At 42.1% G+C, this 16,317-nt stretch carries 15 protein-coding genes; 14 read left to right on the top strand and 1 reads right to left on the bottom strand.

Annotation, left to right across the window (positions count from 1 at the left end; translation table 11 throughout):
- The first annotated feature begins 3 nt into the window (after positions 1 to 3).
- From epmB to PNEUHYL_RS11420, 7 genes are all read left to right on the top strand, one after another.
- Positions 4 to 1,020 carry an EF-P beta-lysylation protein EpmB gene (epmB, locus tag PNEUHYL_RS11450; protein ID WP_059368508.1) on the top strand — a complete coding sequence of 339 codons (1,017 nt, stop codon included), beginning with the start codon at positions 4 to 6 and terminating at the stop codon, positions 1,018 to 1,020.
- Between the two features lie 95 nt (positions 1,021 to 1,115).
- Positions 1,116 to 2,429 carry an opacity-associated protein OapA gene (gene oapA / locus PNEUHYL_RS11445; protein ID WP_059368882.1) on the top strand — a complete coding sequence of 438 codons (1,314 nt, stop codon included), beginning with the start codon at positions 1,116 to 1,118 and terminating at the stop codon, positions 2,427 to 2,429.
- 55 nt (positions 2,430 to 2,484) lie between these two features.
- The gene (locus PNEUHYL_RS11440) at positions 2,485 to 2,889 is read left to right on the top strand and encodes an MliC family protein (RefSeq protein ID WP_059368503.1); all 405 of its coding nucleotides are present in this window, start codon (positions 2,485 to 2,487) and stop codon (positions 2,887 to 2,889) included.
- A gap of 3 nt (positions 2,890 to 2,892) precedes the next feature.
- On the top strand, positions 2,893 to 3,603 hold the full coding sequence (gene recO / locus PNEUHYL_RS11435; RefSeq protein WP_059368498.1) for a DNA repair protein RecO: 711 nt from the start codon (positions 2,893 to 2,895) through the stop codon (positions 3,601 to 3,603).
- Positions 3,600 to 4,916, top strand: coding sequence for a 23S rRNA (uracil(1939)-C(5))-methyltransferase RlmD (gene rlmD, locus PNEUHYL_RS11430; RefSeq protein WP_059368496.1), 1,317 nt, complete (start codon positions 3,600 to 3,602; stop codon positions 4,914 to 4,916). The genes recO and rlmD overlap by 4 nt, the downstream gene beginning before the upstream one ends.
- A gap of 76 nt (positions 4,917 to 4,992) precedes the next feature.
- Entirely contained in the window at positions 4,993 to 7,224 is a 2,232-nt protein-coding gene (relA, locus tag PNEUHYL_RS11425; protein ID WP_059368494.1) for a GTP diphosphokinase, read from the top strand.
- A 13-nt stretch (positions 7,225 to 7,237) separates the two neighbouring features.
- Positions 7,238 to 7,594, top strand: a complete 357-nt coding sequence (locus PNEUHYL_RS11420) for a diacylglycerol kinase (protein ID WP_059368492.1) — start codon at positions 7,238 to 7,240, stop codon at positions 7,592 to 7,594.
- A 68-nt stretch (positions 7,595 to 7,662) separates the two neighbouring features.
- Here PNEUHYL_RS11420 and PNEUHYL_RS11415 read toward each other — a convergent pair whose 3' ends face one another.
- Positions 7,663 to 8,421 (bottom strand): DeoR/GlpR family DNA-binding transcription regulator, encoded by a 759-nt coding sequence (locus PNEUHYL_RS11415; RefSeq protein WP_059368488.1) that lies wholly within the window; start codon positions 8,419 to 8,421, stop codon positions 7,663 to 7,665.
- Positions 8,422 to 8,599: 178 nt separating this feature from the next.
- On the opposite strand from PNEUHYL_RS11415, the gene ltnD reads away from it, so the two are divergent.
- The 7 genes from ltnD (at position 8,600) to PNEUHYL_RS11380 (ending at position 16,209) form a co-directional block, all read left to right on the top strand.
- Positions 8,600 to 9,505 (top strand): L-threonate dehydrogenase, encoded by a 906-nt coding sequence (gene ltnD / locus PNEUHYL_RS11410; protein ID WP_059368486.1) that lies wholly within the window; start codon positions 8,600 to 8,602, stop codon positions 9,503 to 9,505.
- 2 nt (positions 9,506 to 9,507) lie between these two features.
- Complete coding sequence (gene otnK / locus PNEUHYL_RS11405) at positions 9,508 to 10,752, top strand: 3-oxo-tetronate kinase (RefSeq protein WP_059368483.1); 1,245 nt, start codon at positions 9,508 to 9,510, stop codon at positions 10,750 to 10,752.
- Positions 10,749 to 11,381, top strand: coding sequence for a 3-oxo-tetronate 4-phosphate decarboxylase (gene otnC / locus PNEUHYL_RS11400; RefSeq protein WP_059368482.1), 633 nt, complete (start codon positions 10,749 to 10,751; stop codon positions 11,379 to 11,381). Before otnK ends, otnC begins: the two co-directional genes overlap by 4 nt.
- A 2-nt stretch (positions 11,382 to 11,383) precedes the next feature.
- On the top strand, positions 11,384 to 12,160 hold the full coding sequence (otnI, locus tag PNEUHYL_RS11395) for a 2-oxo-tetronate isomerase (RefSeq protein ID WP_059368480.1): 777 nt from the start codon (positions 11,384 to 11,386) through the stop codon (positions 12,158 to 12,160).
- A 101-nt stretch (positions 12,161 to 12,261) separates the two neighbouring features.
- Positions 12,262 to 13,209 (top strand): D-erythronate dehydrogenase, encoded by a 948-nt coding sequence (gene denD, locus PNEUHYL_RS11390; protein WP_059368478.1) that lies wholly within the window; start codon positions 12,262 to 12,264, stop codon positions 13,207 to 13,209.
- A 23-nt stretch (positions 13,210 to 13,232) separates the two neighbouring features.
- Positions 13,233 to 14,699 carry a GntT/GntP/DsdX family permease gene (locus PNEUHYL_RS11385; protein WP_059368476.1) on the top strand — a complete coding sequence of 489 codons (1,467 nt, stop codon included), beginning with the start codon at positions 13,233 to 13,235 and terminating at the stop codon, positions 14,697 to 14,699.
- A 184-nt stretch (positions 14,700 to 14,883) separates the two neighbouring features.
- Positions 14,884 to 16,209, top strand: coding sequence for an alpha/beta hydrolase-fold protein (locus PNEUHYL_RS11380; RefSeq protein WP_059368881.1), 1,326 nt, complete (start codon positions 14,884 to 14,886; stop codon positions 16,207 to 16,209).
- Positions 16,210 to 16,317 lie beyond the last annotated feature (108 nt).

Raw genomic sequence — 16,317 nt, 5'->3', positions numbered from 1 at the left:
AAAGTGTGTATTTTAACTCAAGATCCGGCGATTAGAGAAGAACAAAATTGGCTCGCTATTTTAAAAAATGCGATTTCCGATCCTCAAGTATTACTAAAAATACTTGATTTACCGAAAAAGGATTTTGAATATGCATTAAATGCCCGAAAACTTTTTGCCCTTCGTGTCCCTCAACCTTTTGTCTCAAAAATGGAAAAAGGTAATCCGAATGATCCGCTCTTTTTGCAAGTGATGTGTTCCGATTTAGAATTTGTGCAGTCTGAAGGATTTTCAACAGATCCCCTGGAGGAACAAAATGCCAATGCCGTACCAAATGTTCTACATAAATATCAAAACCGTCTTTTGTTTATGGTAAAAGGCGGCTGTGCGGTGAATTGTCGCTATTGTTTTCGCCGCCATTTTCCTTATGAAGAAAATCCGGGTAATAAAAAAAGTTGGCAACAGGCATTGGATTATATTGCCGAACATACTGAAATAGAAGAAGTGATATTTTCCGGCGGCGATCCGCTGATGGCGAAAGATCACGAGTTGGAATGGCTGATAAAACACCTCGAAAATTTACCGCACTTACAGCGTTTGCGTATCCACACCCGTCTGCCGGTGGTCATTCCGCAGCGGATTACTGATAAATTTTGTGAGATTTTAGCGAAAAGCCGCCTGCAAACTGTAATGGTGACACACATTAATCATCCTAATGAAATTGATGAGTTTTTAGCCTATGCGATGAAAAAACTTCGCTATGCAGGCGTAACGCTTCTTAACCAATCGGTTCTTTTGAAAGGGATTAATGATGATGCTCGAGTGTTGAAAACCCTAAGCGATAAATTATTTCAAGTCGGTATTTTGCCTTATTATTTGCATCTGTTGGATAAGGTGCAAGGCGCAAGCCATTTTTTAGTCGGCGATAGGCAAGCAATGGCGATTTATAAAACCTTGCAATCGCTCACTTCCGGTTACCTTGTGCCTAAACTTGCCCGTGAAATTGCCGGTGAGCCAAATAAGACTTTATACGCTGAATAAGATCCGATAAAATACCCAAGATTTTTACCGCACTTTTGTGCTTATCGCTAAGACGAAAACAGACAATAATTAATTGAGGTAATTCTGTGGATGCTATGAATAACAATCAATCAAACGAAAATAAATCTCAAAACGAACTTGATCTTGGTTTAAACCAAGAGGATGTCGTGACACCAAGAAAACCGGTGCAATCAAGTGAGTCTTTATTGGTTAAAGCAAAAGGCTTGAAAGATTTGTTTGGTCGTAAAGAACAAGTCGGGACGCAATTTCATGTGCGTAAAGAGCCGACCTTTGGTGAAGATAGTACACAGCAAGCGGCGCAGCCAAATCCGCAATCCAATTTCACCGAAACCGCTAAAATGACGGCTGAAAGCGTTGAGCAAAAAGTAGAAGCTACGGCTGAATCTGTGGGTGAACAGGTTGAAACGAAAGCTGAAGATGTGGTTGAAAGCTCGATTTCTGTCGCAGAGCAGGCTAAAGAAACCTTAGCTACTGGTGCAACAGCGGCAGCTGCCGCCTTGAAACGTCCTGAAAAATGGAAAATTCTTCAAATTTTACCGGAAAAACATCGTCGTCTCTTTATTGCGATTTTAGCGTTAGTGTTACTTTTGATAGTATTTTTTGCGTTAAAGCCGAATTCTGATACGGTGGAGTCTTTTGAGCTACAAAATAGTAATGAAATTCCGGTGCAATTTCAATCATTAGATCAATCCCAACCGGTTGAAACAACCGTGTTAGATCATGTTTCTACAGCACAGGAAAGCGCCCCATCAGCAGAAACACAAGCTCAGACAGAATCCGTTGCTACTGCGCAACCGGGCAAAATGGAATATATCGGCGATCAAAAATCGGCAACCGATTTACAAAAAACAACAGAGTCCGCCTCATCCGGCAATGAAACAATTTCCCAACCGGTTTCTAGCGTCCCTGTTCGTTCTGAACCGACCAGTGCGGTTGAAAGCCGCCGTGAAGCGGTTAAACCCGTTATCCAAGAACGTAAAACTGTAGAAAAAACAACCGTGAAACCGGTTCAAACGAAAACCGAACCGACACGAAAAGTTACGACCCAAGAAACAAAAGCAACCGCAAAAAATGAACGTAAAGTTCAAATTGTAGAATCAAAACCTGCGACTAATACCGCAAAAGTCGCCTCAAGCGGAGCAAGTAAAACCTTAACGGTACCGAAAGGGGTATCCCTTATGCAAGTCTTCCGTGATAACAATTTGAATATTTCCGATGTGAATGCCATGACCAAAGCAAACGGTGCGGGTAATGCGTTGAGTAGCTTTAAACCGGGTGATAAAGTTCAGATTTCCTTGAATGGGCAAGGGCGTGTAAGTGAGCTACGTTTATCCAACGGAGCGAAGTTTGTTCGTCAATCGGACGGTTCTTATCAATTTAAAAAATAAAATAATGTGAAGGGCGGAAATCCGCCCTTTTTTTGTTCAATTTCGGTGGATACCTATGTTGAAAAAAATATCGTTTATTTTGACCGCACTTTTGCTGAACGGTTGTGCTGAAAATACGCTATTAAGTGAGCCGCTACCACAAAAAATGAAAGTACAAAAGGTGGATAAAACCTCACAGATAGGTTCGGCGAAATTATATCTTTGTAAAGGTAACAAGGTAGTGCGGGTAGCACATAGCACGGAAAAGAAAAATAAGAAGACGTTAAAACGGGTTACTATCACCTTTAATAATATGACGGAAAAATTAATGTTGGTGATTTCGGAGCGTGGAAAAGATTACGGCAATATTCGCTGGACTTGGCAAGAACGTGATGATTTGAGTTTGTTAAAAACCAGCGTCGGCAAGATTTTAGCGGAACAGTGTCGATTGCGATCTTCCGAATTATTACCGAGTGAATAAACCGTGCAAAGCGATCTTCAACGTGGTTTTGTACTACATCGCCGCCCTTACAGTGAAACCAGTTTATTGGTGGATTTATTCACTGAAGAAAGCGGTCGCCTGACGGTGATAGCGAAGGGGGCGAGGGCAAAACGTTCCGCATGGAAATCGGTGCTACAACCTTTCACTCCCTTGTTATTACGTTGGACGGGGAAAAGCGGCTTAAAAACGCTCACAAAGGCAGAACCTGCCGCGATGACTTTACCTTTACAACAAACCGCACTTTATAGCGGTTTCTATGTTAATGAACTGCTTACCCGTGTTATCGAACCTGAAACGGCTAATCCCCAATTATTCCAACATTATCTAAAATGCTTAACGGGTTTGGCGGCAGAAACCAATGTCGAACCTTGCTTACGTTTATTTGAATTTAATTTACTGCAAATTCTCGGCTATGGCGTGGATTTTCTGCATTGTGCCGGCTCAGGTCTGGTGGTAGAACCCACAATGACTTACCGTTATCGAGAAGAAAAAGGCTTTATTGCTTCACTGGTGAAAGATAATTTGACTTTTTATGGGCGGGATCTCATCGCTTTTGATGCGCTTGATTTTTCCGATGAAGCAGTACGCCAAGCGGCGAAACGTTTTACACGCATAGCTTTAAAACCTTACCTCGGCGATAGACCGTTGAAAAGCCGAGAATTATTTACTCAAAACATTCTTTATTTAAAATAATGCTCCTTTATACCAAACCGAAAAAAACAAAACAGCGGCAAACGATCACGGCTGATATTCTTGAACTGGATTATCAAGGATTAGGTGTGGCAAAAGTGAATGGAAAAACGTGGTTTATAGAAAATGCACTGCCACCGGAAAAAGTGGACTGTCTTGTGGTTGAGGAAAAACGCCAATATGGGCGGGCGGTAGCGAAAAAATGGCTTGAAAAAAGTCCGCTTCGTGTACTGCCGCAATGCACCTATTATGAGCGTTGCGGTGGCTGCCAAGCCCAACATATTCCTATTGAAATGCAGCGTGAAGCCAAACAGGCAGCATTATTTAAACGTTTATCAAGACTCCAACAGCAACCCATTGCTTTTCAACCGATGATTTGTGATGAGGCTTGGGGGTATCGCCGCCGAGTTCGTTTAAGCTTATGCTTCAACCCGAAAATCAAGCAAATTGAGCTAGGGTTTCGTCAGAAAAATAGCCATGATTTGATCGCAGTGGAACATTGCGAAGTGCTTGAACCTGTCATCAATAATTTACTGCCAAAATTGACCGCACTTTTAGCCCGTTATTCCAGACAAAAACAACTTGGGCATATTGAGTTAGTCGCAGCGGATAATGGAGTGGCAATGCTATTGCGTTACACCGGAAATCTTGCCGATACTGATCGCAGTTTGTTGTTGAATTTTGCCGAACAAGAAAATCTTATGCTTTTTTTACAAAATGATGACGGCATTGAACAAATTTGTGGTGGTTTACCCTATTATCAATTTGCTAACGGCATTAAATTGAATTTTGATATTCGTGATTTTATTCAAATCAACCGTCGGTTAAACGAGAAAATGGTACAAACCGCACTGGATTGGCTCTCCCTTAACCCTAGGGATCATGTACTGGATTTATTTTGCGGTATGGGTAATTTCACGCTCCCTATGGCGAAACGGGTTAAAAGTGCGGTAGGAATTGAAGGGGTTTTTGAGATGGTACAAAAGGCGACACTCAATGCCGAACACAACCAGATCAATAATATTGAATTTTTTCAGGCAAATCTTGACCAACCTTTTGTCAATCAACCTTGGGCAAATCAGCCTTTCAACAAAGTGTTGCTCGATCCGCCTCGTAGCGGTGCAGCGTTTGCATTAAAGGCACTTTGTCAATTAAAGGCGGAGAAAATGCTTTATGTTTCTTGTAATCCTGCCACCTTGGTACGTGATGCGGAGATTTTGCTCGGGCTGGGTTATAAAATAGAAAAGAGCGCCGTGATTGATATGTTTCCTCATACGGGGCATTTGGAATCCATTACGTTATTTTCTACAAAATAAGTAGGTTATTCTGTTACAATGACAGACTAAAATGGAGTGGCAGGGAGCTACGCTTCTCATCAACAAGGGGGTATTAATGGTTGCTGTTCGCGGTTCTCATTTGTTAAATCCGCAAGATTTTGTGATTGAACAATGGTGTACATCGTTAAAACTGACGGAGCAAACGGAAAAAACGTTGATTGACGCTTGGTATTATTCGTGTGAGCTAATAACAGCCCATCCTGATGAAATGCAAAATGCGACATTGACACTCCAATCCGGTGTAGAAATGGTGGAAATTCTACACGAACTTAATATGGACGCGGAAAGTCTTGTTACCGCTATGCTGTTCCCGATTGTGGCGAATCGTTTGGTGGATTGGGAGGTATTGGAAGAGAAATTCGGTACGAAAATCCTCAAATTACTGAGCGGGGTTGAGGAAATGGATAATATCCGCCAACTTAATGCCAGCCATTCCGCCAATGTCTTACAAGTGGATAATGTCCGTCGTATGTTGCTAGCCATGGTTGATGATTTCCGTTGTGTGATTATCAAGCTTGCAGAACGTATTACTTTCCTCCGTGATGCGGAAAATCGCTGTTCTGAAGAGGAAAAAGTCCTTGCCGCGAAAGAATGTTCCAATATTTACGCACCGCTGGCAAACCGTTTAGGTATCGGACAACTTAAATGGGAGTTGGAAGATTACTGTTTCCGTTATTTACACCCCGAACAATATCGGGCTATTGCCAAATTATTACAAGAACGCCGTTTGGATCGCGAACATTACATTGCTGATTTTGTGGAAGCTCTCAGTCGCCGCCTGCGTAAAAACATCGAGCATGTTGATGTGTATGGCCGCCCAAAACATATTTATAGTATTTGGCGTAAAATGCAGAAAAAGCACTTAGAATTTGGTGCGTTATATGATGTTAGAGCGGTTAGGATTATCGTCCCAAAATTACAAGATTGTTATACCGCATTGGGCATTGTTCATACTCATTTCAAACATTTACCAAAAGAATTTGATGATTACGTTGCGAACCCAAAACCGAACGGGTATCAGTCTATTCATACCGTCGTGTTGGGAAAAGGCGGTAAGCCAATTGAAGTGCAAATCCGCACCCAGCAAATGCACGATGATGCGGAATTAGGCGTTGCCGCGCACTGGAAATACAAAGAAGGCACGACGGGGTCGATGTCGGCGTATGAAGAAAAAATTGCCTGGTTACGTAAATTACTCGCCTGGCAGGACGATATTACCGATTCCGGCGAAGTGATGGCGGAATTACGAAGCCAAGTATTTGATGATCGTGTCTATGTGTTTACCCCCAAAGGGGAGGTGGTGGATTTACCGACCGGTTCTACTCCGCTTGATTTTGCTTATGCCATTCATAGTGAAATCGGTCATCGCTGTATCGGTGCGAAAGTATCAGGGCGAATTGTACCGTTCACCTATCAACTACAAATGGGTGATCAAATTGAAATTATCACGCAAAAAAATCCGAACCCGAGTCGGGATTGGCTCAATCCGAACTTAGGTTTTACCCATACGGCAAAATCGCGGGCAAAAATTCAAGCATGGTTCAAAAAACAGGATCGTGATAAAAATGTGCCGGCAGGGAAAGAATTACTGGATAATGAATTAGCCCGTTTAAATCTCAGCCTCAAACAGATCGAGCCTTATGCCTTACTGCGCTATAACTTGAAAAATATTGATGATCTTTATGCCGGGATCGGCAGCGGTGATATTCGTCTCAATCATTTGCTGAATTTTTTACAAAGTAAGCTCATCAAAGTGAGCGCAGAACAAGTTGATCAAGAAATTCTGCGTCATGTGGCAAATAAAAGTGCGGTCAATTCTCAACAAAAAAATCATGGCAAGAATGACTACGTCATAGTAGAAGGGGTAGGAAATTTAATGCACCATATTGCCCGTTGTTGTCAGCCGATTCCGGGGGATGCGATTGTCGGTTATATCACAATGGGACGCGGCATTTCGATTCACCGTAGTGATTGCGAACAGTTTTTAGACCTGCAAGCGGCACATCCTGAACGTGTGGTGGAATCTATTTGGGGGGAAAATTATGCCAGCGGCTTCCATATTAATATCCGTATTGTGGCAAGCGATCGTAACGGTTTGTTGCGTGATATTACGACAGTGTTGGCGAATGAAAAAATCAGTGTGTTGGGCGTATCCAGTCGAGCCGATACGAAAAAGCAATTAGCTACCATTGATATGGAAATCGAACTGCACAATGTAGAAAGTTTAAGCAAAATCTTGGCTAGAGTTTCAAAGCTAAACGATGTGATCGAAGCCAAGCGTTTATAAAATAGGAATTGTTATGCATAAAACCACAGGGGTAACCCATTTAATTAATTCGACAAAATATTCCCTTCAAGGCTTAAAAAGCACATTCAAGAACGAAACCGCATTCCGCCATGAATGTGTGCTTGCGGTAATTTTAATTCCGCTTGCCTTTTTGTTAGGAGAAACCAAGATTGAAATCGCTTTAATGATTTCGTCTGTTTTACTTGTACTGGCGGTGGAATTGTTAAACAGTGCGGTGGAAGCGGTCGTCGATCGGATTGGCAGCGAACGCCACGAACTTTCCGGTCGAGCCAAAGATCAAGGCTCTGCCGCCGTATTTATCGCCCTTTGCATTGTTGGCGTGATATGGGGGAGTATTTTATTCTTCTAAAGTGCGGTCGGTTTTAAGAAAGATTTTCGGCTTATGTGTTGGCATAAGCCGTTTTTATGTTGCTCGTGCTAGACGGTGATTAATTCGACAGTGAGCTCTTTAATGGCATGTTGTACGGGCTCAACGAGATTTTTATCACAAATAATGCGATCAAAGCGGGTTAAAGGACAAATATGGAATGTTGCCACTTTGCCATATTTTGAAGAGTCCGAGACTAAGATTCTTTGATTCGCGGCATCAAGCAAGGCTTTTTTTACCGGCAATTTATTTTCATCGGGCGTGGTTAATCCTTTCAATGTCCATGATGAAGTGGAAACAAATGCAATATCGATAGAAAGTTGCCGAAGGAATTGACCGGCGAGTTCCCCAACGGAAGAATGATTCAATTTATTCACGGTTCCGCCAATGTGAATCAACTCACATTGCCCGTTTGTCATAAGAAAATGCGCAATGGAAAAATCATTTGTAACCACTAAGAGATCATCACGTTCAATTAAGCGGTAAGCGATTTCCAATGTTGTCGTACCGGCATCAAGATAGATCGTGGTATTCGTTGGAATGTGTTGTGCGGCAAATTTGCCGATTTGCTCTTTTTGAGTATGAAAAAGAAGTGATTTATCTTGGTAAGTGGGTTCAAAAGACAAATGCTCTTGCATTTTTACACCGCCCGATATGGATACCACTTTTCCCATTTCTTCTAATTTTTGAATATCGCGGCGAATAGTCATATGAGAAACATTCAGCGATTCAGCCAGTTGTGTAATGCTGACCACATCTTTTTGATTGATTAAATTGAGCAACAATTTTTGACGTTCTGCAGGAATCATAACATCCTCTCCAAAATTTTCTTCATTATATCGTTTTTTCCTCTTTATTTGTTTTCTTTCTTTTTTAACAAAAAATAACACAAATGTTAATGCTTGTGATCTTGTTCACGTTTTTTTATTTTGAAACCTGTCAGAATGCCTTTCATTAAATCAACGAATAATTCGTGGAGGAAACGTAATGACAAACAAACCTTATTCAGTTGCCGTAATTGGCCTAGGCGCAATGGGAATGGGCGCCGCACAATCTTGCGTGAAAGCAGGATTGACAACCTATGGCGTCGATCTTAACACAACAGCACTTGAAAAATTAAAGGAAGACGGTGCTTATGGGGTCAGCCAAAGTGCGGTCGATTTTGCCGATAAATTAGACGCCGTTGTATTGCTTGTAGTCAATGCCGCACAGGTTAATGCGGTGTTATTTGGTGAAAAGGGTTTAGCGGAAAAACTGAATAAAGGTTGCGCGGTGATGATTTCTTCAACTATATCCGCACAGGATGCGAAAGAAATTTCACAAAAATTAACAAGTTTAGGCTTGCTCATGTTAGATGCGCCAGTTTCCGGTGGGGCGGCAAAAGCTGCCGCAGGAGAAATGACAGTCATGGCATCCGGTTCAAAACAAGCGTTTGATAAATTACAGCCCGTACTCAATGCGGTGGCAGGTAAGGTGTACAACATTGGCGAAGAAATCGGCTTAGGTGCCACGGTGAAAATTATTCATCAATTACTCGCAGGTGTACACATTGCCGCAGGAGCAGAGGCGATGGCATTAGCCGCCAAGGCAGGCATTCCTCTTGATTTAATGTATGACGTGGTGACCAATGCGGCAGGTAATTCATGGATGTTTGAAAACCGAATGAAACACGTCGTAGAAGGGGATTATTCTCCGCTCTCTATGGTGGATATTTTTGTGAAAGATTTAGGGTTGGTAAACGATACGGCAAAATCTTTACATTTCCCTCTTCACCTTGCCAGCACCGCCTATTCAATGTTCACAGAAGCCAGTAATGCAGGCTATGGAAAAGAAGATGACAGCGCGGTGATTAAAATTTTCAGCGGCATTGAGTTGCCGAAAAAAGGAGCATAACGATGTTAGGTGTTATTGCGGATGATTTTACCGGTGCGAGCGATATTGCCAGTTTTCTTGTAGAAAACGGTTTGAATACAGTGCAAATGAATGGTGTGCCAAATACGACATTAACGGAAAAAGTGGATGCCATTGTCATTAGCTTAAAGTCTCGTTCAAATCCGGTGGAGGAAGCCATCGAACAATCCTTACAAGCGCTTGATTGGTTACAAAAGAGCGGTTGTTCTCAGTTCTATTTTAAATATTGCTCGACCTTTGACAGTACCGAAAAAGGCAATATCGGGCCGGTAACGGATGCCTTATTAGAGGCGCTTAATGATGATTTTACAGTGATTACGCCGGCTCTACCGATTAATGGAAGAACGATTTTTAACGGTTATTTATTTGTCGGCAACCTGTTGCTGAATGAATCCGGAATGCGTCATCACCCGATTACCCCGATGAAAGATGCCAATCTTATGCGTTTAATGGATGCACAGGCTAAAGGAAAAACAGGCTTGGTGAGCTATGCGGAGGTGATTCAAGGCGCAGATCATGTGAAATCTTGTTTTACCCAATTAAAACAAGCGGGATTCCGTTATGCGGTGGTGGATGCGGCAGATAATCGTCAGCTTGCTACCCTTGCGGAAGCCGTGAGTGATTTGAAATTAGTGACCGGCGGTTCCGGACTCGGGGCTTATATGGCGGCGAGATTAAGCGGCGGAAAAAAAGCAGAGGATGCATTTGTACCGAGAAAAGCACGAAGCGTGATTCTTTCCGGCTCTTGTTCCGAAATGAGCAATAAGCAAGTGAAGCTTTATAAGGAAAAAGCCACCGCACTTTACTTAGATGTGGAAAAAGCGATAGCGGATGCCAATTATGCCGACCGCTTATTTGAACAAATTCTGCCGCATATTGATGAACCGCTTGCGCCAATGGTTTATGCCACCGTACCGCCTGATGAACTAAAACAGATTCAGGCGCAATTTGGTGCGGAGCAGGCAAGCCAAGCCATTGAACAAACTTTTGCGAAATTGGCGCAACGATTAAAAGAAAAAGCCAATGTAGAGAACATTATTACCGCAGGCGGTGAAACGTCCAGCATTGTGGTACAAAAACTTGGATTTAGCGGGTTTCAAATCGGTAAACAAATCGCACCGGGCGTGCCTTGGTTAAAAGCACTGGGAGAATCGACCGCACTTGCTTTGAAATCCGGCAACTTCGGCAAAGAAACTTTTTTTATTGATGCGCAGGAAATGATGTTATGACTGATTCGGAATTAAAAACACTCATGGTGCAACTTGGCCGTTCTTTCTATGAGCGGGGGTATACCGTTGGCGGGGCGGGAAATCTCTCCGTGCGGCTAGCGGAAAATCGCATTTTAGTGACACCAACGGGTTCTTCTTTAGGGCGTTTGAAAGCGGAACGACTTTCCGTGTTGGATATGGACGGCAATGTGCTTGAAGGCGATAAACCCTCAAAAGAATCTGTTTTCCATTTAGCGATGTATCGTAAAAATCCTGAATGTCGGGCGATTGTGCATCTTCATTCTACCTATTTGACCGCTCTTTCCTGTTTGGAAAATCTTGATCCGCAAAATGCAATGAAAGCCTTTACGCCTTATTACGTCATGCGGGTCGGCGGCTTACCGGTGATTCCTTATTATCGTCCCGGCTCCCCTCGTATTGCTGAAGAATTAGAGGCGCGGGCATTATCCGGCAAAGCCTTTTTACTGGCGAATCATGGGGTAGTAGTAACGGGAAACGATTTATTAGATGCCGCAGATAACGCAGAAGAACTGGAAGAAACCGCAAAACTCTTTTTCCTTTTACAAGGAAAACCGATTCGTTATCTCACAGATGACGAAGTGAACGAATTAAAAAATAGGGGGAAATAGCGATGCCTAAATTTGCTGCGAATTTAACCATGATGTTCAACGAAGTTCCTTTTATGGAACGTTTTGCCGCCGCAGCCAAAGCCGGCTTCAAATATGTTGAATTTCTCTGGCCTTATGATTACGAGATTAAAACCATTAAGCAAGAATTGGATAAACACGGTTTACAAGTGGTGCTATTTAACACGCCCGCCGGTGAGGTATCCAAAGGGGAGTGGGGTGTTTCGGCAATTCCGGGGCGTGAGGCGGAAAGCCACGCCCATATTGATATGGCACTTGATTATGCACTCGGTTTGGGTTGCCCTAACGTGCATATTATGGCGGCAGTGGTGCCTGAAGGGGCGGATAAAGCGGAATATCAGCAAACTTTTATTAGCAATCTTCGCTATGCGTCGGAAAAATTTAAACCGCATGGGGTGAATATTTTGCTTGAAGCCCTAAGTCCGGCAGTTAAACCCAATTATTTATTGAAAAGCCAATACGATACCTTGGCAATCGTGGAACGGGTTGAACGCGACAATGTTTTCGTTCAATTGGATTATTACCACGCACAAAATGTGGACGGTAACTTATCCCGTTTAACGGATAAATTAAACGGCAAATTTGCCCATGTGCAGATGGCTTCCGTACCGGATCGTCATGAACCGGACGAAGGTGAAATTAACTACGACTATATTTTCAATAAACTGGATGAAATCGGCTATCAAGGTTTTGTCGGTTGCGAATACAAACCGCGGGGAGAAACATCAAGCGGTTTGGGATGGTTTGAGAAGTATAAATAAGTCATAAAGTGCGGTTGTTTTTTGTCATGTTTTTTCAATATGAAAATAGCCGCTTTTTTATACCCTAAATTTACCTTTTTAAAGGTTCAAGGAGCATTTTTATGAAAATTGTAATTACCGGCGGACAGGGATTCCTCGGGCAACGCTTGGCAAAAACATTACTCAATCAAACAAAGATTAATGTTGATGAACTTACTCTAATCGATGTGGTGCAACCTGTCGCCCCGAATAATGATCCGCGCGTAAAATGCGTTGAAATGGATCTTCGCAGTCCTAACGGGTTAGCGGAAATTATTACGGCTGAAACGGATGCCGTTTTTCATCTTGCGGCGATTGTAAGTAGTCATGCGGAACAAGATCCTGATCTCGGTTATGAAATTAATTTCTTGGCAACCAAAAATTTGCTTGAAATTTGTCGCCAACATAACCCTAAAGTACGTTTTGTTTTTTCCAGTTCGCTTGCCGTATTCGGCGGTGAATTGCCTGCCGTCATTGAAAACCATACTGCCGTTACCCCTCAATCTACCTATGGTACACAAAAAGCAATGAGTGAATTACTCATTAATGACTATACAAGAAAAGGTTTTGTTGATGGGTTGTGTGTTCGCTTACCAACCATTTGTATTCGCCCGGGAAAACCGAATAAAGCGGCGTCTTCTTTTGTGAGTAGCATTATTCGAGAACCACTGCACGGCGAGCAGGCGGTTTGTCCGGTATCGGAAGATTTGCGACTTTGGTTATCCAGCCCGAATACAATTGTTGAGAACTTGATTCATACATTAACGTTACCGTCATTACCATTACGTAGTTGGCATGTCATTAATCTTCCGGGTTTCACGGTAAGTGTTAAACAAATGCTTGCCGATTTAGCGGGCATAAAAGGCGAGGGGATTTTAGAAAATATCAAATTTAAGTTTGATCAAAATATTAACAATATCGTGGCAAGTTGGCCGGCTGAAATTAATTGTTCACAAGCTTTAGAACTGGGATTTTCGGTTGATCAGAATTTTAAAGACGTGATTCATCAATTTATCCAATTTGATATGTGACCTATTAATAATAAGGAGTAGCTATGCTTGGACTACCTACGCCAATTATTGGCTTAATTATTGCTGTATTCGTTCTTGTTGTTTTAGTGTTAAGAACACGTGTTCATGCTTTTATTGCGATGTTGATTGCCTCGTCTATTGCCGGTTTAATCGGCGGAATGAGCGTTAACGATACCCTCGCTGCGATCACCAAAGGTTTTGGCGGAACGTTAGGGGGAATTGGGATTGTGATTGGTCTCGGTGTCATGATGGGAAGTGTGTTGGAAGTGTCGGGTGCGGCTGAAAAAATGGCATTTAGCTTCATTAAATTTCTGGGTAAAAAGAAAGAAGAATGGGCACTGGCGATTACCGGTTATATTGTGAGTATTCCTATTTTTGTGGATTCGGCTTTTGTTATTTTATATCCCGTTGCTAAAGCGTTGGCGAAAAACGGAAAACGCTCGTTACTGACACTGGGTGTTGCCCTTGCCGGTGGTTTAGTGGTGACTCACCATACTGTGCCGCCAACACCGGGGCCGTTAGGCGTTGCAGGTTTGTTCGGGGTGGATATCGGCGCAATGTTGCTTGTTGGTATGTCATTTGCCGTATTGCCGGTGATTGGTATGGTTTTATATGCGAAATGGTTAGATAAAAAATATCCGACTTTCAATCAAGAATCCTTTTCTACGGAAGAATTAAAACAAAAATATGATGATTATATTGAGAAACACGAGAAGAAAAATCTGCCAAGCTTAGGGCTATCGTTACTCCCAATCGTGCTACCCATTCTACTCATTTTTATTAAAGCGATTCTTGATTTAGTGATTAAGGGTAGTCCGGCAATTGCAGAGCTGCAAATCTACCATTTCTTTGCTTTTATTGGACACCCGATGATTGCCTTAGCGTTAAGTGTCTTAATTTCCGTTTACACCTTACTGCCTAAAGTCGATAAAAATACGACCGCACTTCACCTTGAAGAAGGGGTAAAAACGGCTGGCATTATTTTATTGGTGACCGGTGCCGGTGGCGCATTTGGTGCGGTATTGCGCGATAGCGGCGCAGGCAAACAATTAGCGGAACAAATTGCGAGTCTCCCAATCTCGCCTATTTTAATTCCTTTTATTGTATCTACGCTTGTCCGTTTTATTCAGGGGTCGGGTACGGTAGCGATGATCACGGCAGCATCAATTTCCGCTCCGATTTTAGCGCAAATTCCGGGCGTGAATATGTTGCTTGCGGCTCAAGCTGCAACCATGGGATCGCTTTTCTTCGGCTACTTTAACGATAGTTTATTCTGGGTGGTTAACCGAATGATGGGGATCAACGATGTGAAGAAACAAATGATCGTTTGGTCTGTCCCTACTACAATTGCGTGGGCAATCGGGGGAAGCCTGGTGATTCTTGCGAATTTGATTTGGGGGAATGACGGTTCGATAACGGATTTAATTTTCCCATTAGGAATCTTAGCGTTAATCATGGGCTACGTTCGGATTCAGAGTAAGCAGCTATAACGGATAACGTATTGAGTGAGAGATGATGTCGTTCCTCTCACTCAATATGAAAAAGTTCATCGTTACAAGTAAAAATTGGCTAAACAAACTAGGCTGTCATTATTATGTGAACGATGGTTTGCTTGTGTATGAAGGAGAGATTTATATATTCAAAAGAATACGCATTGGTATCGCTTTATTTTTTATGCTCTTTCCTGTTTGGGCGCAAGAGGATAGCCCCAAATCAGGAAAACCGATACAGGCTACATTATTGGCTGAAATTACCTCATTAGGTCAAAGAGTGACGGGGATTGTGTTGGAATATGAAGATAATGTTCTGGCAAGTAGTGATTTGAGATATTCATATCAAGTGTTCACCCAATTGGAAGAAAAAGAAAAGCACCCTCGTTCCATTATTCGTGCCTACGTCAATGATTTGCCGGAGAAGGCGGAACAAGCTAAATCGGGTAAATTTGTGATTCTTGAATTAGATGATAGAGAGGCTAATGCGGCTTTATATTCGTTGCAAGCGGATAATCAACAACCGATGAAATTTCAAGCAAAAGATCAGACAGGCAAGATTGTTGAAATTGAGAAAGTGCAGGGAATAAAGGTTCCCCAATATTACGGCGAAAAGTTAGTTTATCAAATTGACCAAACCGGCTATATAAAGCTCTCCAATGGGAAAACCCTTGAACGAAATTCAGTCTCTTTGAATACTGAAAAAGATCATATTAAAACTTTATTTATTGATGATTTTTCCGAACAAGTGGTGATGTTTAATGAAAATAATTCCTTGAAATATCGCTTTTATCGTCCTGATTTAAGGGGAAATAAAAAATATCCTCTCACCATTTTCTTACACGGTTCCGGTCAAGTCGGTACGGATAATTTAGCTCATCTTGTTTCAAATAAAGGCGCCATTTCGACACTACAATATGAAGAAGGGTTTGTGCTCGCCCCTCAATACAGTACGGTTTTTGACCCTTTTGACGATAAAACTAAAGGGCAACAAGGCGGTATTCACTGGCAAACCCAAAATCGAGCGAATTTAGTATTAAAGATGATTGATGATGTGGTGCAGCACAATTCTGCGATTGATAAAGATCGGATTTATTTAGTGGGATTATCGCGCGGCGCGGAAGGCGTGTTAAATCTTTTACTAAAACGACCGCACTTTTTTGCTGGCGCATTATTAGCAAGTGGAAGAGAAGCCTATACAACGGAATGGATTGATGGAAATGCCAATAAAGAAAATTTAGCTTCAATTAAAAATGTGCCTATGTGGTTTTTCCACAGTAAGGAAGACCGAATCTCTCCGGTCAAAGGATCTCGTATTAATTATGAAATCTTACATCATCAACTTCATGCGCCCTATGTGAGATACACCGAGTTCAGCACGGAAAAAGCAGGTGATAATGGCATTATTAATCATAATCCGCACAATACTTGGGATGTTGTTTTTAATAGCCCTGAAGTAATGCGATGGTTATTACAACAACGTCGTGCAATGCATGAAAATGAAAATTAATGGGGGAATTATGTAAATTTATCCCCCCTCAACCTCAAAACAGTTGTCAATTTCCCCAAATTGCTATATTTTTAGCAAGTCGTTAAAAATCAAAGATATTTGTATCAC

This window comes from Rodentibacter caecimuris (genome assembly GCF_001019715.1).
Taxonomy (GTDB): Bacteria; Pseudomonadota; Gammaproteobacteria; order Enterobacterales; family Pasteurellaceae; genus Rodentibacter; species Rodentibacter caecimuris.
This window is presented reverse-complemented; position numbering and strand designations above follow the sequence as displayed.